General features: G+C 64.5%; 12 protein-coding genes. 8 read left to right on the forward strand and 4 right to left on the reverse strand.

What is annotated here, in order from left to right; all coding sequences use genetic code 11:
- Nucleotides 1–7: 7 nt before the first annotated feature.
- Both aztB and aztA read right to left on the reverse strand, forming a co-directional pair.
- Nucleotides 8–883 carry a zinc ABC transporter permease AztB gene (aztB, locus tag FJ867_RS07975; protein WP_140817028.1) on the reverse strand — a complete coding sequence of 292 codons (876 nt, stop codon included), beginning with the start codon at nt 881–883 and terminating at the stop codon, nt 8–10.
- Nucleotides 883–1,716 (reverse strand): zinc ABC transporter ATP-binding protein AztA, encoded by an 834-nt coding sequence (gene aztA, locus FJ867_RS07980; protein ID WP_140494152.1) that lies wholly within the window; start codon nt 1,714–1,716, stop codon nt 883–885. Before aztA ends, aztB begins: the two co-directional genes overlap by 1 nt.
- A 220-nt stretch (nt 1,717–1,936) precedes the next feature.
- Between aztA and FJ867_RS07985 the strand changes: the two genes are divergently transcribed.
- On the forward strand, nt 1,937–2,281 hold the full coding sequence (locus FJ867_RS07985) for a RidA family protein (protein WP_056562755.1): 345 nt from the start codon (nt 1,937–1,939) through the stop codon (nt 2,279–2,281).
- Nucleotides 2,282–2,343: 62 nt separating this feature from the next.
- Here FJ867_RS07985 and hutC read toward each other — a convergent pair whose 3' ends face one another.
- Nucleotides 2,344–3,090 (reverse strand): histidine utilization repressor, encoded by a 747-nt coding sequence (gene hutC, locus FJ867_RS07990; protein WP_140817030.1) that lies wholly within the window; start codon nt 3,088–3,090, stop codon nt 2,344–2,346.
- A gap of 13 nt (nt 3,091–3,103) precedes the next feature.
- The gene (locus FJ867_RS07995) at nt 3,104–4,459 is read right to left on the reverse strand and encodes a formimidoylglutamate deiminase (protein ID WP_140817032.1); all 1,356 of its coding nucleotides are present in this window, start codon (nt 4,457–4,459) and stop codon (nt 3,104–3,106) included.
- A 96-nt stretch (nt 4,460–4,555) separates the two neighbouring features.
- Between FJ867_RS07995 and hutI the strand changes: the two genes are divergently transcribed.
- From hutI to FJ867_RS08030, 7 genes are all read left to right on the forward strand, one after another.
- On the forward strand, nt 4,556–5,791 hold the full coding sequence (hutI, locus tag FJ867_RS08000) for an imidazolonepropionase (protein WP_140817034.1): 1,236 nt from the start codon (nt 4,556–4,558) through the stop codon (nt 5,789–5,791).
- The gene (hutH, locus tag FJ867_RS08005; protein ID WP_140557048.1) at nt 5,788–7,323 is read left to right on the forward strand and encodes a histidine ammonia-lyase; all 1,536 of its coding nucleotides are present in this window, start codon (nt 5,788–5,790) and stop codon (nt 7,321–7,323) included. Before hutI ends, hutH begins: the two co-directional genes overlap by 4 nt.
- Nucleotides 7,324–7,393: 70 nt before the next feature.
- Nucleotides 7,394–8,209, forward strand: coding sequence for an N-formylglutamate deformylase (hutG, locus tag FJ867_RS08010; RefSeq protein ID WP_140817036.1), 816 nt, complete (start codon nt 7,394–7,396; stop codon nt 8,207–8,209).
- Nucleotides 8,210–8,245: 36 nt separating this feature from the next.
- Nucleotides 8,246–9,916: a urocanate hydratase gene (gene hutU / locus FJ867_RS08015; RefSeq protein ID WP_140521725.1), complete on the forward strand. Its 1,671-nt coding sequence runs from the start codon at nt 8,246–8,248 to the stop codon at nt 9,914–9,916.
- Nucleotides 9,917–9,927: 11 nt separating this feature from the next.
- Nucleotides 9,928–10,515, forward strand: a complete 588-nt coding sequence (locus FJ867_RS08020; protein ID WP_140521727.1) for a HutD family protein — start codon at nt 9,928–9,930, stop codon at nt 10,513–10,515.
- Between the two features lie 266 nt (nt 10,516–10,781).
- A complete protein-coding gene (locus tag FJ867_RS08025; RefSeq protein WP_140817038.1) occupies nt 10,782–19,358 on the forward strand; it encodes a glucoamylase family protein in 8,577 nt (2,858 codons plus the stop codon).
- 354 nt (nt 19,359–19,712) lie between these two features.
- Nucleotides 19,713–21,485 (forward strand): glucan ABC transporter ATP-binding protein/ permease, encoded by a 1,773-nt coding sequence (locus FJ867_RS08030; RefSeq protein WP_140817041.1) that lies wholly within the window; start codon nt 19,713–19,715, stop codon nt 21,483–21,485.
- Nucleotides 21,486–21,505 lie beyond the last annotated feature (20 nt).

Consider the following 21,505-nt stretch of genomic DNA (forward strand, 5'->3'; position numbering starts at 1 on the left):
GGGTGGATCAGGCCGTCCGATGACGGTGATGGATGATGCGGGCGCGCAGCGCGCCGCGTGTGCCGAACAGGATCGAGGCGAAATAGACGACGCCTGCCGACAGGATGATCGCCGGGCCTGAGGGCAGCGAGGCGTGGTAGGACAGAAGCAGTCCGGCGATGCAGGAGGCAAAGCCGATCAGCACGGCCAGCACGCACATCGGTTCGACGCGCACGGTCCAGAAACGGGCCGCGGCGGCCGGCAGCATCATCAGTCCGACCGACAGAAGCGTGCCCAGCGCCTGGAAGCCGCCAACGAGGTTGAGCACGACGAGGCCGAGGAAAATGAAATGCACCGGACTGCCCCACCGGCTGACCGAGCGCAGGAACAGCGGGTCGAGGCATTCGGCGATCAAGGCCCGCCAGAAGACGGCGAGACTGGCAAGCGTCACCAGCACGATGCCGCCGATCAGCGTCAGCGCTTCATCGTTGAGCGCCAGCACCGTACCGAACAGCACATGCATGAGGTCGACGCTGGAGCCACGGACCGAAACCATCAGCACGCCGACGGCGAGCGAAATCAGGTAGAAGGCGGCCATCGAGGCGTCTTCGCGCTGGATGGTGAATCGCGAGACGGCGCCCGCGCCGAGTGCAACGACGATGCCGGCGATCAGGCCGCCAATGGTCATCGGCAGGATTTCCAGCCCGTAAAGCAGGAAGCCGGCGGCGGCGCCCGGCAGGATCGCGTGCGCCATGGCGTCACCCGAGAGGCTCATGCGCCGCAACATCAGGAACACGCCGACCGGACAGGCGCCGAGCGACAGCATCAACGAGCCGAACAGCGCCCGCTGCATGAAGGCGAAATCGGCGAAAGGCGCGATGAAGAGTTCGTAGAAGACGTTCATCATGCAGCCCTTGGTCCGGCGCCATGATGGTGGTGACGATCCTGTGCATGGGCAGGCTCATCATGATTGTGATCATGTCCGTCATGGTCATGATCGGGTCCGCCCGGCTCGCACCATGGCGCGTTCTCTTCCCACGCTTCATGGAAGCGCCTGGCCCGCAGGAGATTCTCAGGCCGCAGCGTCTCCTTCGTCTCGCCCCAGGCGACAGGCTGGCGGGCCAGCAGCAGCGTTTCGGGAAAATTCTGCCGGACAAGGTCGAGGTCGTGGACGACGACCATGATTGTGCGTTCCTCGCCATGCCAGCGCTTGATCAGCGCAATAAGATCGCCCATCGTCTTTGCATCGACGGCGTTAAACGGCTCGTCGAGCAGGATTAGATCCGCATCCTGCAACAGCACGCGGGCAAACAAGGTGCGCTGCAACTGGCCGCCCGACAGCGTGTCGATCGGGCGGGTCTCGAAGCCGCCAAGGCCGACCGCCATCAACGCCTCGCTGACGGATTGGCGATCCTCCTTGGTATGGCGGCCGAGCAGCCCGCGTTTCGGCCACAGGCCGAGCGAGACCAGATCGACGACCCGGGCCGGAAAGCTGCGGTCGAGTTCCGACTGCTGCGGCAGATAGGCGGCGCGCACGCCAGGCGCCCGCGTCACAGCGCCGGCCATCGGCTTCAGCACGCCGACGATACCCTTCATCAACGTCGACTTGCCCGAACCATTGGCGCCAACGACGGCGGTCAGCGAGCCTTTGCGTATGATGCCGTCCAGATGATGGATCGCCGGATGGCTGTTATAGCCAAGCGTCAAGTCACGGAATGTCAGGCAGGTTTCGGTCATTTGACGGTCCGTGGGGCGGTAGTGCGGCTGCCGGGCAGCGCCGATTGGATATGTGATGTTATTACATTAGTCAACAAGCCAATCGAGCGGAATTGTGGCTGCCGGCTCAACTTGCCGTGACTCTCCGGCGCCGCTGGTCCAAGGGGATTTGGAACGCTCGGCCTTGCCCGAAGCCGGTGCCAACTTTAAAGAGGCGCGACCACAAAGGAAGGAAACTCCCATGAGCATTCGTCGCATCGATGTTGGCCCACGCATGAGCCAGATCGTCATTCACGGCAATACCGTCTATCTGGCCGGCCAGGTCGGAGAGCCGGGCGGCAATGTCGCCTCGCAGACCCGCGATATTCTGGCGACGATCGACGAATTGCTGGCCAAGGCCGGCACCGACAAGACCAAGATCGTCCAGGCGATCATCTGGCTGGCCGACATGGGCACCTTCGCGGAGATGAACTCGGAATGGGACAAGTGGGTGCCGCAGGGCCACACACCCGCACGCGCCACCGGCGAAGCCAAGCTCGCCGGTCCGGAATATCTGGTCGAGATCATTATCACCGCGGCCATCTGAGGCGCTGCGCTTTCCCTTCTCCCCTTCCTTGCGAAGGCAAAAAGGGGAGAAGGGAAGAGATGCTATCCGTGTGACGGCGTGAATCTTGCCACCAACGTGTGGCTCTCGGCTGCATAGGTGAAGCGCACATGGGTGACCGGGTGCTCGGCGCTCCATGTCCGGCGCTCGACCACAAGACAGGCCGCACCAAGGCCGATGTCGAGGGCATCGGCAACACGCTCGTCGGCGGCAACAGCACGAATGCGATGCTCGGCCTCGCTCCACGGCACACGGCCGATCAGCCACGGGCCCGGTGCAATGTCGAGGAACTCTTCCTCGCCGGCTTCCGTGACGGCGGAGAGATTGATCAGCCGCTCTTCGAGCGCGAACGGCCGCTCTCCGGCGAAATGCAGGCATTCCAGCGATAGTACCCAACCCGAGGCAGAAAGCCCGAGCAGCGACCGGTCTTGCGCGCTGCTGCGCCGTTTCAGGCGCGCCAGCCGCTCATAGCGATAGGGCAGCCCGAGCGCTTCGACCTCGATCCTGATGTCGTGGATTTCCAGCACCGCTGCTTGCGATTGCGGCTGACGCACGAAGCTGCCTGAGCGCCGGCGGCGTTCGATCAGTCCTGACTTGGCAAGCTGCGACAGTGCCTTGTTCACCGTCATGCGCGAGCAATCATATTCGGTCGTCAGCTCGTGCTCGAACGGGATGCGATGCCCCGGCGCCCAGGCGCCGGACAGGATTTTCTCGCTTATGTCGGACAGGATACGCTGATGCAGCGACACCGTCTCGCCGCCCTCCGTCTCCGCTGTCGCCACCATGCTCATGGGCTGTCCCTGATCAGCCTGCCGAAAGCGCGGTCATGACATTGCGGAAACGCGCCGCGATGGCGTCGCGCCTGGCGTGCCTGCCGCCGCTGACTTGCTTTTGGCCGTGCACCCAGACGCAATCGATCTTGGTGCCGTTGGCGAAGATCCAGGCGTCGAGGATCGCGTCTCCGGCCTTGCCGGCAAGCGAAGCCTGGCTGTGGTCGAGCGAGACGAGATCGGCGGATGCGCCAATGGCGATCCGCGAGGCGCCGGCGCCAAGGGCGACGCTGCCGCCGTCAAGCGCTGCGTCGAACAGCGCGCGGCCGGTCGAGCCGCCGGCGACCGCCAGCACGTTGCGGGCGCGGTGGGCAAGACGCTGCGAATATTCGAGTTGCCGAAGCTCGTCCGGCAGCCCGATCAGCACGTTGGAATCGGAGCCGACGCCGAAGCGGCCGCCATGTTGCGCGAACAGCGGCGCCGCAAAAATGCCATCGCCGAGATTGGCTTCGGTGATCGGGCACAGCCCAGCGATCGCGCCGCTTTTTGCCATCGCCATGGTCTCGGCATCGGTCATATGGGTGGCATGGATCAGGCACCAGCGCCGGTCGACATTGGCATGGCCAAGCAGAAACTCGACCGGACGCGCGCCCGACCAGGCAATGCAGTCCTCGACCTCCTTCACTTGTTCCGCGACGTGGATGTGGATCGGTCCGTCCGGCGCCATCGCAGCGACTTGTCGCAACTCCTCGACCGTCGCGGCACGCAAACTATGGGGGGCGACGCCGATGACCGCTTGATTCAAGGCGCGAACACATTCGCGACTTTTCTCAACCAGGCGTGAGAACCGGTTAACATCATTGAGAAATCTGCGCTGACCTTCGTTGGGAGCCGCGCCGCCGAAAGAAGAGTGTGCATAGAAGACCGGCAGCAGCGTCAAGCCTATGCCGGTTTCTGCGGCGGCGGCCGCGATGCGCTCGGCCATTTCGGCAATGTTGGCGTAGGGCTTTCCGTCGCGGTCGTGATGCAGATAATGAAATTCGCCCACACGCGAAAAGCCGGCCTCCAGCATCTCGACATAGAGCTGGGCGGCTACCGCCTCGACCTGGTCGGGCGTCATCGACAGCGCGAAACGGTACATCACCTCGCGCCAACTCCAGAAACTGTCGGCCGACGGGCCGCGCAACTCGGCAAGTCCGGCCATGCCGCGCTGGAACGCGTGGCTATGCAGGTTGGGCATGCCCGGCAGGACGATGGCGTGGCGTTCGTCGCCGGTGTTCGGCGCAACCCCGGCGTCGATTGCCGCAACGCGGCCTCCGCCCAGGGCGATGCGCACATTGCTTCGCCAGCCTTCCGGCAGAAGCGCCTGTTCCGCAAAGATCGCCGTCACGTTGTTCTCCGAATCCTGGCTTATGATGACAATAGCACTTGCGGTGCTTTTTAATATGTATATACATAACCGCCATCCTTTCAAAGGGAAAATATGATGGCTGGAGAAAGCAGGGGCCGGGCGGCGGCGGTTCGCATATGGCGCAATGCGCGCCTGGCGACTTTTGCCGAAGGGGCAGCAGGGCAGGGCGTCGTCGAAAAGGGCGCCGTCGCCGCGCGTGACGGCATCATCGTCTATGCCGGCGCCGAAGCCGATATTCCGGCGGCGTTCGAGCAGCGTGCCGAGATCGTCGATTGCGAGGGCCGCTGGATCACGCCCGGCCTGATCGACTGCCACACCCATCTCGTCCATGCCGGCGACCGCGCCAACGAGTTCGAGATGCGGCTGGCCGGCGCCACCTATGAGGAGGTCGCCAGGGCCGGCGGCGGCATCGTCTCGTCGGTTGGGGCCTTGCGTGCCGCGGGTGAGGACGAACTGGTCGCTCAGACACTGCCGCGTCTCGATGCGCTGATCGCCGAGGGCGCCACCACCGTCGAGGTCAAGTCCGGCTATGGCCTTGACCTGGAAAACGAGAAAAAGTCGCTGCGCGCGGCGCGCCGCCTGGGCGCCGAGCGCCCGGTGACGATCCGCACGACCTTTCTCGGCGCCCATGCCTTGCCGCCGGAAGCCAAGGGCGACAAGGACGCCTTCATCGATCTCATCACCGCCACGATCCTGCCGGCCATTGCTGCCGACGGGCTTGCCGACGCCGTCGATGGTTTCTGCGAAGGCATCGCGTTTTCGGTCGAGCAGATGGCACGGGTCTTCGAAGCCGCAAAGGCGCTTGGCCTGCCGGTAAAGCTCCATGCCGACCAATTGTCGAACCTGCATGGCGCCGAACTCGCCGCGCGCTATGGCGCGTTGTCGGCCGATCATCTCGAATACACCGATGAGGCAGGCGCGGCGGCAATGGCTGCATCGGGCAGCGTGGCGACGATCCTGCCCGGCGCCTACTATTTTATTCGCGAAACGAAGAAACCTCCGATCGAATTATTCCGCAGGCATGACGTCAGGATGGCCGTCGCCACCGACAACAATCCCGGCACCTCGCCGCTGACGTCGTTGCTGCTGACCATGAACATGGCGGCGACCTTGTTCGGCATGACGGTCGATGAATGCCTCGCGGGCGTGACCCGCGAAGCCGCCCGCGCACTGGGTCTGCTCGGACAGACCGGCACGCTGGAGGCGGGCAAATCCGCCGATCTAGCGATCTGGAGCATCGAGCGCCCTGCCGAACTCGTCTACCGCATGGGCTTCAACCCCTTGCACGCGCGCATCTGGAGAGGACAATGACCGAACTCGTACTGAAACCCGGCAACGTGACCCTGGCCGACTGGCGCGCCATCTATCGCGGCGCCGTGCCCAGGCTCGACGATGCCTGCCGGCCAAAGATCAAGGCGAGTGCGGAGGCTGTCGCACGCATCGTCGCCAAGGGCGAGCCGGTCTATGGCATCAACACCGGTTTCGGCAAACTGGCCAGCGTCCGCATTCCTGCCCAGGATCTCGAAACGCTTCAGCGTAACATCGTGCTCTCGCACGCCGCCGGCGTCGGCGAGCCGATGCCGGTCGCTGTTTGCAGGCTGATGATGGCCTTGAAGCTTGCCAGCCTGGCGCAGGGCGCCTCCGGCGTGCGGTCGCGCACCATCGAGCTGCTGGAAGCGATGCTGGCCAACGATGTTATCCCGGTGGTGCCGGCGCAAGGTTCGGTCGGCGCCTCCGGCGACCTCGCGCCGCTGTCACACATGACGGCCGTGATGATCGGCGTCGGCGAATGCTTCACGCCGCATGGCCGCTTCCCGGCCAAGGTCGCCTTCGTCTCGCATGGGCTGGAGCCTGTCATCCTTGGCGCCAAGGAAGGGCTGGCGCTGCTTAACGGCACGCAGTTCTCGACCGCCTACGCGCTGGCGGGCTTGTTCGAGGCCGAAGTTCTCTACCAGTCGGCACTGGTCGCGGGTGCACTGTCCACCGACGCCGCCAGGGGCTCGGACGCCCCCTTCGATCCGCGCATCCATCTCTTGAGGAAGCATCGCGGCCAGATCGAGACGGCGAATGCGCTGCGCAGTCTGATGGCCGGCAGCGCCATCCGCGAATCCCACCGCGTCGGCGACGAGCGCGTGCAGGATCCCTATTGCCTGCGCTGCCAGCCGCAGGTGATGGGGGCCGCTCTGGACGTGTTGCGCAAGGCGGCCGACACGCTCGGCACGGAAGCCAATGGCGTCACCGACAATCCCTTGATCTTCGCCGAGGACGACACCGCCTTGTCGGGCGGCAATTTCCATGCCGAGCCGGTGGCTTTCGCTGCCGACATGATCGCACTCGCCGTCTGCGAGATCGGCTCGCTGTCGGAGCGCCGCATCGCCATGCTGGTCGACCCTGCGCTGTCGGGCATGCCCGCCTTTTTGACGCCGAAGCCCGGCCTGAATTCCGGCTTCATGATCCCGCAGGTGACGGCGGCAGCGCTGGTTTCCGAAAACAAGCAGAAGGCCTATCCAGCAAGCGTCGATTCGATCCCGACCTCGGCCAACCAGGAGGATCACGTCTCGATGGCCGCACATGGTGCGCGCCGGCTGATCGGCATGGTCGAGAACGCCACGGCCGTCATCGGCATCGAGTTGCTGGCCGCGACCCAGGGCTGCGATTTCCACGCGCCGCTCGCTTCCAGCACCGCACTCGAAGCGGTGCGCAAATTGGTCAGGGCGGAGGTGCCGCATCTCGACAACGACCGGCATTTCCATCCCGACATGGAGAAAGCCATCGCCATGGTGCGCAGCGGTGCAGCGGTGAAGGCGGCGAGCGCGGTGGCGCTGCCGGGAATTGCCTCATGAGAATGCTTGGCATGGTAGGTTACGTTCCTTCTCATCCCAGCCGTAGAGCTCCAACCTGCGGAGGCCTCGCATGACACCTCCTTGGCTGACGGTAAAACAAGGCACCGCGCCGCTGCTGGTTTCCATGCCGCACACCGGCATCGATCTCGCCGGTCTCGACAACCGGCTGGTCTCGAGCTGGCTTGGCCAGCGCGACTGCGACTGGTGGATCGACAAGCTCTATGATTTCGCCGCAGGTCTTGGCGCCACCGTCGTGCACACCGCCATCTCGCGCACCGTCATCGACGTCAATCGCGATCCGTCAGGCGCCTCGCTCTACCCTGGTCAGGCGACGACCGGGCTGTGCCCGACCGAAACCTTCGACGGCGATCCGCTCTACCGTACAGGCGAGGAACCGGGGCCGTCGGAAATCGACGAGCGCCGCCGAAAATTCTTCATGCCCTATCATGCCGCGCTCCAGGCCGAGATCGACCGGCTGCGCGGATTGCATGGCAAAATCGTCCTCTATGACTGCCACTCGATCCGCTCTGTGCTGCCGCGCCTGTTCGATGGCACGCTGCCGGTCTTCAATCTCGGCACCAATGACGGCAAGAGCACGGATCCGGCGCTGCAGGAAAAGGTCGCCGGGATCCTGGCCGAGACCGGCGAGACCTTCGTGGTCAATGGCCGCTTCAAGGGCGGGTGGATCACGCGCCATTTCGGCCAGCCGCAAAACGGCGTCCATGCGCTGCAGATGGAACTGTCCAACCGCGGCTACATGCGAGAGCCCGAAGGCAAGGGCGCGCCCGACAACTGGCCGGTGCCTTACGCCGCCGCCTTCGCCGCGCCGATCCGCGCCACGCTGACATCCATCCTCGAGACCGCGATTTCGTGGGTCGAGAGCTGACGCCTCGCCGCACTCATCTGAAAGGGAAGTGACGACATGACCGATCCTCGCCACAACATCCGCGAAGTGCGCAGCCCCCGCGGCGACAAGCTCAATGCCAGGTATTGGACGACCGAAGCGCCGCTGCGCATGCTGATGAACAATCTCGATCCCGATGTCGCCGAAAATCCCAACGAACTGGTCGTCTATGGCGGCATCGGCCGGGCGGCGCGCACCTGGAACGATTTCGACCGCATCGCCGCTTCGCTGAAGACGCTTGGCGAGGACGAGACGCTGCTGGTGCAGTCCGGCAAGCCGGTCGGCGTCTTCCGCACTCATCCCGACGCGCCGCGCGTTTTGATCGCCAACTCCAATCTGGTGCCGCATTGGGCGACCTGGGAGAAATTCAACGAGCTCGATAGGAAAGGCCTGATGATGTACGGCCAGATGACGGCCGGCTCGTGGATCTATATCGGCACGCAAGGCATCGTGCAGGGCACCTACGAGACCTTCGTCGAAGCCGGACGCCAGCACTATGGCGGCGATCTCAGGGGCAAATGGATCCTGACTGGCGGCCTCGGCGGCATGGGGGGCGCCCAGCCTCTCGCGGCCGTCATGGCCGGCGCCTGCTGCCTGGCCGTCGAATGCGATCCCGACCGCATCGATTTCCGGCTGCGCACCCGCTATGTCGACGAGCGTGCCGATACGCTTGACGAGGCGCTGGAGAAGATCGCGCGCTGGACCAGGGCAGGCGAGGCGAAGTCGGTCGGCCTGGTCGGCAACACCGCCGATATCGTGCCCGAGCTGGTGCGGCGCGGCGTGCGCCCCGATATGGTCACCGACCAGACTTCGGCGCACGATCCGTTGAACGGCTATCTGCCCAAGGGCTGGACGCTGGCCGAGTGGCGCGAGAAGCGCACGTCCGACCCGAAAGCAGTCGAGAAAGCCGCCCGCGCCTCGATGCGCGAGCATGTCGAGGCGATGGTGGCCTTCTGGAACGCCGGCGTGCCGACGCTCGACTACGGCAACAACATCCGCCAGGTCGCCAAGGAAGAAGGCTTCGAGAACGCCTTTGCCTTCCCAGGCTTCGTGCCGGCCTATATCCGGCCGCTGTTCTGCCGCGGCATCGGCCCCTTCCGCTGGGCGGCCCTTTCCGGCGATCCGCAGGACATCTACAAGACCGACGCCAAGGTGCGCGAACTGACGCCCGGCAACACCCATTTGCACAACTGGCTGGACATGGCGCGCGAGCGCATCGCCTTCCAGGGCTTGCCGGCGCGCATCTGCTGGGTCGGCCTCGGCGACCGCCACCGGCTGGGCCTCGCCTTCAACGAGATGGTCGCCAAAGGCGAACTCAAGGCGCCTGTCGTCATCGGCCGCGACCATCTCGATTCCGGCTCGGTCGCCTCGCCGAACCGCGAGACAGAGGCGATGAAGGACGGCTCGGATGCTGTTTCCGACTGGCCGCTGCTCAACGCTCTGCTCAACACGGCATCGGGCGCTACCTGGGTGTCGCTGCACCATGGCGGCGGTGTCGGCATGGGCTTTTCCCAGCATGCAGGCATGGTCATCGTCGCGGACGGCACGCCTGAGGCAGCCAGGCGCCTGGAGCGGGTGCTGTGGAATGATCCGGCGACCGGCGTCATGAGGCACGCCGACGCCGGCTACGACATCGCCATCGATTGCGCCAGGGAGCATCAGCTCAATTTGCCCGGCATTCTGGGATAGTAGGCCGACCGATGCGCGTCCTGCGGGCAGCCGAATACAAATCGATGCCGTGGAAGAACGGCGGCGGCGTGACGACGGAAATCGCCGTCTCGCCGGCCGATGCCGGGCTCGACACCTTCGATTGGCGTGTCTCGATGGCCCGCGTCGAAGGCAGCGGGCCGTTCTCCAGCTTTGCCGGCATTGACCGCACCCTGTCGGTATTGGAAGGCGAGGGGATCATTCTTGATGTCGCCGGCGAGCCGCCGGCGTGCCTGACCGCCGCTTCAGCGCCGTTTTCCTTTCCAGCCGACCGGCCGACCAGTGCCGAACTGATCGCCGGTCCGATCACCGATCTCAACGTGATGACCCGGCGTGGCCGCATGAGGCATTCCGTCGAACGCCTCGTAATGTCGAACCCTTTGGAAATCGGGATTGAAAGCAGAGCGACCCTCGTCCTGTGCCTGGGTGGGGAAGTCTTGGTTTCCGCCGCAGAGCCTATTCGCCTTAGCCACCTCGACGCACTCCTGACTGCCTCAGCCACAGCTGGCCTGCGCATCAAGCCCATCGACCACCCGACAGTATTCGTGGTCCGGATCGATGGCATTCGACCCAACGATTAACGCTTGTTTCCAAACATGATCGTGATGCCGGCGAAATATAGGGTAAGCTCCAGCCGGGATCACGAAAAAGCCTGAATCCTTTCCGTCGATCGGTCTCGGCGGGAGTGAGGAGTGTTCGTCTTTGAAACTGTCGAAAGACGATGCCTTGTCGTGGTGCGGAAACAATTTTCGGCAAAAGCTGGGCATGCAACCAATTGCATTTGAATCGGTTTTAGGGCCATTGCCGTGGCGGTGACGCCGCTGAGTGCCCGCTTACGGAATTTTCAATGAATATTCAGACGAATCCAGCACAAATCGAAAAGACCAGCGCGAGCTTCCCGCCCATCACGGAAGAACCGATAAGATCCATTTTCCTGCCGGAGGAACGCCTTCGGCTGCTCGGTGAAAGCCTGGCCAAGGGCGATCTCGCGGATCTGTTCGGCCTGACGCCATTCGATTTCCAGGCCCGCATCCGCGACAGCGCCAAGAAGATCCTCGAAGTCTACCGTTCGACCAACGCCGCGCAGGCGAGGGGCGAGACCATCACGCCCGCGGCGCAATGGCTGCTCGACAACAACTATCTGGTCGAGGAAACCATTTTCCAGGTCAAGCGCGACCTGCCGCGCCGCTTCTATCGTCAACTGCCGACGCTGAAGCTGCCGGACGGCGGCGGCGTGCCGCGCGCGCTGGCGCTGGCCTGGACTTATGTGGCGCATTCCGACAGTTCCGTCTCCGCGACCATGTTCAAGGCCATCGTCCAGGGCTTCCAGTCGGTCGAGCCGCTGAAGATCGGCGAACTCTGGGCGCTGCCGTCGCTGTTGCGCTTCGTTCTGATCGAAAATCTTCGCCGCCTTGCGGTCAGGGTCAACCGCACCCGGCAGATGCGCCAGATCGCCAATGATGTCGCCGACAAGGTGCTGGCGACCGACGATACCCGCGACCGGCAAGCGATCCTGGCCAATTTCAGCGCGCACGCCCAGGACACCACCTTTGCCACGCAACTGCTCTACCGCTTGCGCGACGGCTCGCAGAATGCAGGCAAGGCGCTGGAGTGGCTGGAAGGCGAACTCGAGAAGACCGGCTCGGACGCCGAGGAAATCATCATTTCCGAGCATCATACGCTGTCCAGCGGCAATGTAACGACCGGCAACATCATACGCGGCCTGCGTCTCATCAACGATATCGACTGGACGGTGTGGTTCGAGGGCGTCAGCCGTATCGACACGGTGCTGCGCGAGCGCACCGACTTCGCCGCGCTCGATTTCTTCTCGCGTGACCAGTACCGGACCGCGATCGAAGAGCTGGCCCGCCGCTCGAATCTGTCGGAATATCGCGTCGCCGAAAAAGCGATCGAACTGGCCGGCCAGATCACCAACGAAATTGCATCCGCCGCCGACGGCGCAGATGGCCTTGCGGCTCCTTTAGCGCACACGGATGTCGGTTTTTTCCTTGTCGGGCCACGCCGGCTGGAGCTGGAAAAGGCGATCGGCTACCGACCGACCGTCAGTCAGACCGTCAAGCGCACCTTTGCCAAGACCGGATGGCTGGGCATCGTCCTGCCGGTCTTTGCGCTGACCGTGCTGCTGCTGGTGGTGTCCGGCAATGCCCTTGCCAATCTCGGCCTGTCTGTGCCTTCGATCGTCTTGATGCTGGCGCTGTTTGCCGTGCCGGCCAGCGAAGGCGCGCTCGCTTTCTTCAATACCGTTGTCTCGCTGTTCCTCAAGCCGACGCGCCTTATCGGCTATGACTACAGGCACGGCGTGCCGTCCGAGGCACGCACGCTGGTGGTGGTGCCGTCGCTGATCGGCTCGCGCGACGACGTCGAGGAAAACATCCGCAACATCGAAGTGCACTACCTCGCCAATCTGGCGGACGAGATCCACTTCGCCCTGCTGTCGGACTGGCCCGACAGCAAGACCGAGATCGACGCGGCCGACACCGAGATTCTCGAATTCGCCCGTGACGAGATCGCCCGCCTCAACGCCCGCTATCCCGCCGAAGGCGCGCCGCGCTTCTATCTCCTGCACCGGCGCCGGCTCTATAATGCCGCGCAGGGATGCTGGATGGGCTGGGAGCGCAAGCGCGGCAAGCTGCACGAGCTTGACCTGCTGCTGCGCGGCGACAGCGACACCACCTTCCTGCCGCTCGATGTGCCGCTGCCGGAAAAAGTCGTTCACGTAATGACGCTCGACGCCGACACGCGCACCACCCGCGATGCGGTCGCTACGCTTGTCGGCAAGCTCTGCCACCCGCTCAACCGACCGCATTTCGATGCCACCAGGCGCGTCGTCACCTCGGGCTACACGATCCTGCAGCCACGTATCACCGCTTCGCTGACCAGCGGCGACGAGGCGTCGTTCTTCCAACGGGTCTTCTCGGCCAATCGCGGCCTCGATCCTTATGTCTTTGCGGTGTCCGACCTGTACCAGGACGTCTTCGGCGACGGTTCCTTCACCGGCAAGGGCCTCTACCACGTCGATGCCTTCGAGGCCGCGTTGCAGGGCCGCATCGAGGAAAACACCATCCTCAGCCACGATCTGCTCGAAGGCGCGCTGGCGCGTTCTGCGCTCGTCACCGACGTCGAACTGGTCGAGGATTACCCGACCCGCTATTCGGTCGACGCCTCGCGCCACCATCGCTGGGCGCGCGGCGATTGGCAGCTCCTGGGCTTCATCCTCGATCCGCGCTCCGGCGTCCCGGCGCTGTCGCGTTGGAAGATGGTCGACAATCTGCGCCGCTCGCTGACGCCGATCTTCTGGGTGATGGCGGCGATCGCCGGCTGGACGCTGCTGCCCTTCACGCAGGCAGCACAATGGCAGGCATTGCTGATCCTCAGCCTGTTCATGGCGCCCACTTTCGACGTCGTCAACGCCATACTGCCCAAGAGCGGTGACCAGACGCCGCGCGGCCATTTCTCCGCGCTGGCGCGCGACGTGGCCTTCGGCACCGCCATGGTGGCCTTGAAGATCGTGCTGATGGCGCATAACGCCTGGATGATGGGCGACGCCATCGTGCGCACGCTCTACCGGCTGTTCGTCTCCCGGCAGAACCTGCTGGAATGGCGCACCGCCTCGCAGGCGCACAAGGCCGGCGACAACGACATCGGCTCCTACTACGGCATGATGTACGGCGCCGTGATCATCGGCTTCGTCGGCCTCGCCATTCCGGTGCTGGCCGATTCCACCGGCGCCTTCGTCGCCTTTTTCTTCGCTCTGTTCTGGATCGGCTCCCCGGCGATCGCCAGCTGGATCAGCCGCTCGGCCGAGACCGAGGACCGGCTGCGCATCTCGCAGGCCGACATCCATGCGCTGCGCACCGTGGCGCGCCGCACCTGGCACTATTTCGAAACCTTCGTCACGGCCGAGCATCATCATCTGCCGCCGGACAATTTCCAGGAGAGCCCGGCGCCAGTCGTTGCGCCGCGCACCTCCCCGACCAATATCGGCGTCTATCTCCTGTCGGTCGTCTCGGCCCGCGATTTCGGCTGGATCAGCCTGTCCGACGCCATCACCCGCATCGATGCCACCATGACGACCATCGAGAGCATGCCGCGCAACCGCGGCCATCTCTTCAACTGGTACGACACCACCACACTGAAGCCGCTCTATCCGCTCTACATCTCGGCTGTCGACAGCGGCAATCTCGCCGGCCATCTGGTGGCGGTGGCGGCGGCCTGCGCCGAATGGGCCGAGGCGCCGTCCGTTCATCTCCAGGGCGATTTCGAGGGCATCCTCGACACAGTGACCATCCTCGGCGAGAGCCTGGATGAGCTGCCCGACGACCGCCGTCAGCTGCGGCCGCTGCGCCAGCGCCTTGCCGACCGCCTCGACGGCATGCGGCGCGCCGTCGACACCATCAAGGCGCAGCCGGAAATGGCCTCGATCCGCACCATCAATTTGGCTGTGCTGGCCGGCGAGATCCGCAAGCTCGCCACCGCCATCCACACCGAGGCGGCATCGCCACAGAGCGATGTCATCGTCGACTGGGCGGCCAGGCTCGAAGCGACCTGCGAGGCGCATGTCCACGACGCCCACAGCGACGACAACGCGGTCGAGGCGCTGCGGGCCAAGCTGCTCACCCTGCGCGAGCGCACGCGCCGCTTCGCCTTCGAGATGGAGTTCTCGTTCCTGATGCGGCCGGAGCGCAAGCTGCTGTCGATCGGCTACCGGGTCGAGGAGCACCAGCTCGACGAGAGCTGCTACGATCTTCTGGCCTCCGAGGCGCGGCTGACCAGCCTGTTCGCCATCGCAAAGGGCGACCTGCCGACTGAGCACTGGTTCCGGCTTGGCCGGCCGATCGTCGAGATCGGCTTCCAGGGCGCGCTGATGTCCTGGTCCGGCTCGATGTTCGAGTATCTGATGCCGCCGCTGGTGATGAAGGAACCGCAAGGTTCGATTCTCAACCAGACCAGCAAGCTGATCATCAAGCGCCAGATCCAGTATGGCCGTCAGAAGAATGTGCCCTGGGGCATTTCGGAAGCGGCCTACAATGCCCGCGACCGCGAGCTGACCTACCAGTACACCAATTTCGGCGTGCCCGGTCTCGGGCTGAAGCGCGGTCTTGGCCAGAACACGGTGATCGCGCCTTACGCCACCGTGCTGGCTGCGCAATTCAACCCGCGCGAAGCGGTGCAGAACCTAGCGCGACTGCGGGAGCTCGGCGCGCTTGGCCGCCATGGTTACTACGACGCCGTCGATTTCACGCCGCAGCGCGTGCCGGAAGGCACCGATCACGTCGTCGTACAGAACTACATGGCCCACCATTCCGGCATGTCGATCGCGGCGGTCGCCGACGCCATTTTCGAGGGTCGCCTGCGCGACCGTTTCCACAGCGATCCGGTCATCGAGTCGGCCGAACTTCTGCTCCAGGAGAGGGCGCCGCGCGACATCCCGACCGCGACCGTCAGGACCGAGGCGGACGAACGGGCGAAGGACGAGACCGAAACCGAGAGTCCCGACACCCGCATCGTGCTCGATCCTGTGCGGGCGCTGCGTTCGACCAACGTGATGTCGAACGGCCGCTATTCGGTGATGGTCACCGCGACAGGCTCCGGCTACAGCCGGTGGGGCGATCTGTCCGTCACGCGCTGGCAGCCGGATCCGACCGAGGACCGGCTTGGCTCCTACATCTTCTTGCGCGACGCAGGCAGCGGCGACTGGTGGTCGGCGACGGCGGAGCCGAAGCGCGCGGCCGAGGAGCGCACCCAGACGCTGTTCTCCGACGACAAGGCGAGCTTCGTCAAACTGGTCGGCACGCTGCGCTCCGAGGTCGAATGCATCGTCATCTCGGAAGGCAATGGCGAAGGCCGCCGCGTGACGCTGTTCAACGAGGGACCGACCGACCGTCACATCGAAGTGACCTCCTTCGCCGAGCTGGTGCTGGGCCTGGAGGTATCCGACAACGCCCATCCCGCCTTCTCGAAAATGTTCGTGGAGACCGAAATTGCCCCCAACAATGGGGCGATCTTCGCCACGCGGCGCAAGCGCGAGACCAGCGAGCCAGACGTGACGATGGTGCATTTCGTCACCGACCCGTCCGGTCCGGCGCGCGACGCCGAAGCCGAGACCGACAGGCGCGCCTTTATCGGCCGTGGCCGCACCATCGTCGACGCTGCGGCTTTCGATCCGGGCGCCCGGCTTGGCGGCCATTCCGGCTTTACCCTCGATCCGGTCGCTTCGCTGCGCCGCCAGGTGCGCGTGCCCGCCAACAAGAAGATATCGCTGACCTTCTGGACCGTCGTCGGTTCCAACCGCGCGGAGCTGGAGGAGGCCATTGCCCGGCTCGACCACCCGGAGAGCTTTGCCCGCCAGGCCATGCTCGCCTGGACGCGCAGCCAGGTGCAGACCCGGCATCTCGGCCTCAGCCTGGCCGACGCCGCCAACGTACAGAAGCTGGCGCGCTACCTGATCTATCCGGATCCATTCCTGCGCCTGCCGGCAGAATCCATCGCTTCGGGACTGGGCAAGCAGTCGAGCCTGTGGCCGACCAGCATCTCGGGCGATTTCCCGATCTTCCTGGTCAGGATCGGCGACGTCGCCGATCTCGAAATCGTCGCGCAGGCACTGCGTTTCCAGGAATACATGCGCACCCGTGGCATGATGATCGATTTCGTCGTCGTCAACGAACAGGCCTCCTCCTATGTGCAGGACCTGCAGCGGGCGGTCGAATCCCTATGCGAGAACAGCCGTTTGCGCGGCAAGGAGCTCGGACCGCGCCAGCACATATTCGCCGTGCGCCGCGACCTGATGGACGAGACCACCTACAAGACGCTGCTTGCGGTTGCCCGCGTGGTTCTGCACACGCGCAACGGCACCATCTTCGATCAGATCGAGCGGGCCGAGGTGGCGGCCTTGCAGGCGCGCGATGCCCAGCAGCCGGCGGCATTGCCTGAATTGGCGTCTATGACACATTCCTTTGGCTCGCAGGCCCTGGCGGCGGACGGGCACGGGCTCAGCCAATGGAACGGGTTCGGTGGTTTCGAGGGCGACGGGCGGCATTATGTCGTGCGCCTGGCCGGCCGCAGCACCACGCCCCAGCCCTGGATCAATGTTATTTCCAACGCCTCGTTCGGCTTCCACGTCTCCGCCGAAGGCGCTGCCTTCACCTGGAGCCGCAACAGCCGCGACTACCAGCTGACGCCGTGGTCGAACGATCCGGTTTCGAACCGGCCCGGTGAGGGCATCTATATCTATGATCACGCCAGTGGCCGGGCATTCTCGCCGCTCGCCGCCGTGGTGCGCGATCCGTCGATGACTTACGAGACGTGGCACGGCCAAGGGTTCTCCACCTTCCGGTCGAAGCGCGGCTCATTGTCGATGGACCTCACCCATGTCGTCGACCCGGTCGACCCGGTGAAGATTTCCCGCCTGCGCATCCAGAATGCCGGCCCGACGCCGGCCAGGCTGCGCGTCTATGCCTATGCCGAATGGGTGCTGGGCGGACATCGCTCGCGCACGGCGGCGACCATCGTTCCGTCGCGCGATGCCGCCACCGGCGCCTTGCTGGCACAGAACCCCTACGGGCTCGATTTCGGGGAGCGCGTCGCCTTCCTCGCCGCCGATGACGGCGTGCATTCGGTGACAGCAGACCGGACTGAATTCCTGGGCCGGCACGGCACCAGCGAGTTTCCGCAGGCGGTGCTGAGCGGCGCGGGACTGTCAGGCCGCGTGGAGGCCGGCGACGATCCCTGCGCTGCAATCGCCCGCGACATCGATGTTCCGGCCGGCGGCGACGTCACGCTGTTCTGGCTGCTCGGGGACGCTGGCTCGGCCGCGGAAGCGAGCGCCCTGGTGCGCAAGCATCGGGGTAGGGATTTCGACCAGCGTCTGGCCGACAACGAGCGCGAGTGGCGCGGCTTCCTCGACACCATCCAGGTCGAAACGCCGGACAAGGCGCTCGACGCCATGGTCAACCACTGGCTGCCCTACCAGAGCCTCGCCTGCCGCATCCGCGCCCGCTCTGCCTTCTATCAGGCCAGCGGCGCCTTCGGCTTCCGCGACCAGTTGCAGGACACGCTGGCTCTGCTGGCGCACGATCCCAAACTGGCGCGAGACCAGATCCTCAACGCGGCGCGTCGGCAGTTCCCTGAAGGCGACGTGCAGCATTGGTGGCTGCCGCGCACCGGGGCGGGCGTGCGTACGCTGATCTCCGACGACGTAGTCTGGCTCGCCCATGCCACCGCGCGCTACCTGCTGGTGACGGGTGACGCCACCATCCTGAAGGAGCAGCTGCCCTTCATCGATGGACAGCCGCTCGGCGAGGGCGAGCACGATGCTTTCTTCACGCCCGAAATTTCGAAAAAGACGGCGTCCCTCTACGAGCATTGCGCGCGTGCGCTCGATCTTGCCATTACGCGCAGCAGTCCCGCCGGGCTGCCGCTGATCCTCGGCGGCGACTGGAACGACGGCATGAACCGCGTCGGCGAGCAAGGCAAGGGCGAGAGCGTCTGGCTCGGATGGTTCCTGCTGCGGACGCTGGGCGACTTCGCCGCCGTGGCCAAGACCGAGGGTGATGCCAAGCACGCGCAGGCCTGGGCAAAGCATGCCGACGCGCTGAAACGCGCGCTGGAGAGCACGGCGTGGGACGGCGAATGGTATCGGCGCGGCAGTTTTGACGATGGCACGCCGCTCGGTTCGCGCTCATCCCAGGAGTGCAGGATCGACTCCATCGCCCAGTCCTGGAGCGTGCTCTCGGGCGAGGGCGATCCGGCGCGTTCGACGACGGCGATGCAGCAGGCGACCAAGCTGCTCGTCGACGACGAACTCAAGATCCTCAAGCTGTTCACGCCGCCCTTTTCGAAGACGAAGAAGGACCCGGGATACATCAAGAGCTACCCGCCGGGCGTTCGCGAGAATGGCGGCCAGTATACTCATGCCGCCACCTGGTTCGTCATCGCGCTGGCCGAAATGGGGCTGAACGACGAAGCCTATCGCTGCTTCTCGATGCTGAACCCGGTCAACCACGCATTGGACGAGGCCTCGGCAGAGCGCTACCGCGTCGAGCCCTACGTGGTTGCGGCCGATATCTACGCCGGCGACGGCAATGCCAGCGACAACAAGGGCGGCCGCGGTGGCTGGACGTGGTACACGGGCTCGGCGGGCTGGCTGTACCGGGCGGCGGTCGAAGGCATTCTCGGCATCGAGCGGCGTGGAAAGCAGATCACGTTTAGGCCGAAACTGCCCAGCCATTGGGATGGCTACGCCGCCACGCTCAAAATGCTGGGGGCCGAAGTCACGGTGCGTGTCGTCCGCGACAAAAAGACCAAGTCGATCTCGCTTGAAGTTGATGGTTCGAAGACGAAATCCGCGTCTTTCCAACCGAAGGCTGGTAGCAAGGTCGAAGTTGTCGTGAAGATACCCTCGTAAAATCAACAGCTTCAACCCTGTCCCGCGCATCCTCCGGAATGCGCGGGATAGTCTTTTGTCTATTTGCAGATCTCCGCTTGGGCAGCCGGCGGATCCGGTCGGGCCATGCCGGGCAAGATCGCCGTGATTAAAAATGTGGCAGCGCTCAGCGGCTGCCATGATTTTGCCGCAAGGCTGACATTTCACCTTTTATCTCAACCCGTTAGGTGATCACGTGAGATTTCGCATCGTCGTCATCTTTTGTTCGCTAAACGGGAACGGAAGGGATAGACGGGCATTGTTTTGCGACGCGTTAACCGATACGTGTCAAGAAATGGTGCGGTGCACAATAAATGTTTTGGCGGAGTAGCTGAAGTGTCCCTTCTGCAAATCTACTGGCGAGCGCTCGGTTATTTGGCAGCTGACAGGAAACGCGTGGCGCTGATCTGCTCAGCCAATGTCGCGCTGGCCATCATCGCCATCCTGGAGCCGATCATGTTCGGTCGCGTGATCGACGCGATTTCCGCACACGGCTCCGTCTTTTCGACGCTCGCCCTCTGGGCCGGCCTCGGCGCCTTCAACATCATCGCGTTCGTTCTTGTGGCGCGCGGCGCCGACCGCTTCGCCCACGCCCGGCGCAGCGAAGTGCTCTGCGACTCCTTCGAGCGCGTCATCACCATGCCGCTCGCCTGGCATCATCAGCGCGGCACGTCCAATTCCCTGCACACGCTGCTGCGTGCCGTGGAGACCTTGTTTAGTCTCTGGCTCGAATTCATGCGCCAGCATCTGTCCACGGCCGTCGCGTTGTTCCTGCTGATCCCGACCGCGCTCAGCATGGACGTGCGCATGTCGATGGTGCTGCTGGCTCTCGGCGTGCTCTATGTCGGCATCGGCCGGCTGGTGATGAAGCGGACCAAGGCAGGCCAGGCCGCCGTGGAGCGCCACTATCACACCGTATTCGCCCATGTGACGGACTCGGTCAGCAACGTCGCCGTTTTGCAGAGCTACAACCGCCTCGGCCATGAGGCCGATACGCTGCGCCGCTACGTCAAGAACCTGCTCGATGCGCAGAACCCTGTGCTCGACTGGTGGGCCATGGCCAATGCGCTGCATCGCCTGTCGTCGACGATTTCGATGATGGTGGTGCTTTTGATCGGCGCCTATCTGGTCACCCACGGCCAGCTGCGCATCGGCGACGTCATCGCCTTCACCGGTTTTGCAACGCTGCTGATCGCACGTCTCGACCAGATGTCGGCATTCGCCAACCAGATTTCGGAGGCCCGCGCCAAGCTCGAGGATTTCTACCATCTCGAGGACTCGGCGGCCGATGCCGCCGAACCGGACGGGCTGCGCGATCTCACTAACGTCACCGGCCATGTCCGCTTCGAGAATGTCGGCTTCGAATTCGCCAATTCGGGGCAGGGCATCCACGACGTCTCCTTCGAGGTCCAGGCGGGCCAGACCGTAGCCATCGTTGGGCCGACCGGCGCCGGCAAGACCACGCTCATCAATCTGTTGCAGCGCGTCTTCTCGCCGTCCACCGGCCGTATCCTGATCGACGGCATCGACACCCGCACCGTGACCCGCAAGTCGCTGCGCCATTCGATCGCCACCGTGTTCCAGGATGCGGGCCTGCTCAACCGCTCGATCGAGGAAAACATCCGCGTCGGCCGCTCCGATGCGACCAACGACGAGATCCATGCCGCCGCCGACGCGGCTGCCGCACAGGACTTCATCCTGGCCAAGAGCAATGGCTACGACACGGTGGTCGGCGAACGCGGCGGCCAGTTGTCTGGCGGCGAGCGCCAGCGCATCGCCATTGCCCGCGCCGTGTTGAAGGATGCTCCGATCCTGGTGCTGGATGAGGCGACCAGCGCCCTCGACGTCGAGACAGAAGACCGCGTCAAGGAAGCGATCGACGAATTGCGCCGCGACCGCACCACCTTCATCATCGCCCACCGCCTGACCACCGTCCGCGACGCCGATCTGGTCGTGTTCATGGACAAGGGCAGGGTGGTCGAAATGGGCGGCTTCGCCGAGCTGTCGCTGCGCAACGGCCGTTTCGCCAGCCTGCTGCGCGCCGGCGGCCTGCTCAACGACGAAGAGGTCCGCCGCCTCAGCCGCTCGATACAGGGCGAGGCCGCCTGAGCGGGTTCTTTTACCTCCCC

This window comes from Mesorhizobium sp. B2-5-3, assembly GCF_006441005.1.
Classification (GTDB): domain Bacteria; phylum Pseudomonadota; class Alphaproteobacteria; order Rhizobiales; family Rhizobiaceae; genus Mesorhizobium.

What these genes read in the sequence shown, in the direction of transcription:
- hutU (WP_140521725.1), top strand. Translation starts at nt 8,246, where the DNA reads ATGACCGATCCTCGCCACAACATCCGCGAAGTGCGCAGCCCCCGCGGC.
- hutI (WP_140817034.1), top strand. Translation starts at nt 4,556, where the DNA reads ATGGCTGGAGAAAGCAGGGGCCGGGCGGCGGCGGTTCGCATATGGCGC.
- aztB (WP_140817028.1), bottom strand. Translation starts at nt 883, where the DNA reads ATGAACGTCTTCTACGAACTCTTCATCGCGCCTTTCGCCGATTTCGCC.
- hutH (WP_140557048.1), top strand. Translation starts at nt 5,788, where the DNA reads ATGACCGAACTCGTACTGAAACCCGGCAACGTGACCCTGGCCGACTGG.
- FJ867_RS07985 (WP_056562755.1), top strand. Translation starts at nt 1,937, where the DNA reads ATGAGCATTCGTCGCATCGATGTTGGCCCACGCATGAGCCAGATCGTC.
- FJ867_RS08020 (WP_140521727.1), top strand. Translation starts at nt 9,928, where the DNA reads ATGCGCGTCCTGCGGGCAGCCGAATACAAATCGATGCCGTGGAAGAAC.
- FJ867_RS08025 (WP_140817038.1), top strand. Translation starts at nt 10,782, where the DNA reads ATGAATATTCAGACGAATCCAGCACAAATCGAAAAGACCAGCGCGAGC.
- hutC (WP_140817030.1), bottom strand. Translation starts at nt 3,090, where the DNA reads ATGAGCATGGTGGCGACAGCGGAGACGGAGGGCGGCGAGACGGTGTCG.
- aztA (WP_140494152.1), bottom strand. Translation starts at nt 1,716, where the DNA reads ATGACCGAAACCTGCCTGACATTCCGTGACTTGACGCTTGGCTATAAC.
- hutG (WP_140817036.1), top strand. Translation starts at nt 7,394, where the DNA reads ATGACACCTCCTTGGCTGACGGTAAAACAAGGCACCGCGCCGCTGCTG.